The following is a 1,166-nucleotide window of genomic DNA, read 5'->3' on the forward strand; positions in this document are numbered from 1 at the left end:
GGAAGCCCTGAACAAGTCATCATTCAGGACCTCGAATTAAACATATTGCGGCATCAGGCTTTTTTCCACCGGAATTAGCCTGAAACAGCCCGATTCGTCCCGGAATCACCCGATTTTCAGGTGATTTACCGTTTTCCGGGCGGACTACGCCCTTGGCGCCAGTAAGGCGCGCCTGACCTGAAACAGATTACCCAGCGCAAACAGGGTGAAGAGCTGTGCGGTGTTCTTGGCCAGCCCGCGATAGCGAACCTGGGTATAACCAAACTGCCGTTTCAATATCCGGAACGGATGTTCTCCGATGGCGCGCACTTGGGCAATCGCATGGTTGAGTCCTTGTGCCCAGGCACTCAAGCCCTTTCCGGGTTTGCCTTTGAGCGCGACCCAGTCCTCGATCAGGTTCTCTTGCAGGTGGCGGTGTATCTGCGGATAGTCATAGCCCCGATCCGCACTGACACGTTCTTCTTCACCATGGAGCAACTGGGTAAATTGTGACATGTCGGAGACCTTGGCAGTGGTGCCGATCAGGCTATGTACCAGGCCACTCTCGTCATCCACACCAATGTGCGCCTTCATGCCGAAGTACCACTGGTTGCCTTTCTTGGTTTGACTCATCTCGGGATCACGCTTGCCTTCCCTGTTCTTGGTCGAGGGCGGTGCTGCAATCAGGGTGGCGTCAACGGTCGTGCCTTCACGCAACAGCAGGCCCCGTTCCAGCAATAGACCGTTGACCTCGGCAAACAGGGCGCTCGATAGAGAATGGCGCTCCAGCAGGTGGCGGAAGTTCAGGATCGTGGTTTCGTCGGGCATCGTATCCGTGCCGGCATCCAGTCCGGCGAAGTGCCGCAGCAATGGCACTTCGTGCAGCGCTTCTTCCATCGTGGCATCGGAGTAGCCGAACCACTGTTGCATGAAGTGGATGCGCAACATCGTGGGCAACTCATAAGGCCGACGGCCATTCCCTGCTTTGGGATAATGCGGCTCGATCACCGACATCAATCGTGACCACGGCACCACCGCGTCCATTTCCAGCAGAAACTTCTCCCGTCGCGTCTGCTTGGGCTTCTTGGCAAATTCACGGGCTGCAAAACTGAGTTGTTTCATGGGCAATTTCAGTCGATTGATGATGTCCGCTATTTTACAGGTTCAGGAACTTGTTCAGGGCTTCC

At 55.7% G+C, this 1,166-nt stretch carries 1 protein-coding gene; it reads right to left on the reverse strand.

Features of this window, described 5'->3' with window-relative positions:
• Window positions 1–144: 144 nt before the first annotated feature.
• Window positions 145–1,101: an IS5 family transposase gene (locus SCT_RS12065; protein WP_059423364.1), complete on the reverse strand. Its 957-nt coding sequence runs from the start codon at window positions 1,099–1,101 to the stop codon at window positions 145–147.
• Window positions 1,102–1,166: the final 65 nt, after the last annotated feature.

Origin of the sequence: Sulfuricella sp. T08, assembly GCF_000971475.1 — a bacterium.
In the GTDB taxonomy this organism is placed as follows: domain Bacteria; phylum Pseudomonadota; class Gammaproteobacteria; order Burkholderiales; family Sulfuricellaceae; genus Sulfuricella.

What these genes read in the sequence shown, in the direction of transcription:
- SCT_RS12065 (WP_059423364.1), bottom strand. Translation starts at nt 1,101, where the DNA reads ATGAAACAACTCAGTTTTGCAGCCCGTGAATTTGCCAAGAAGCCCAAG.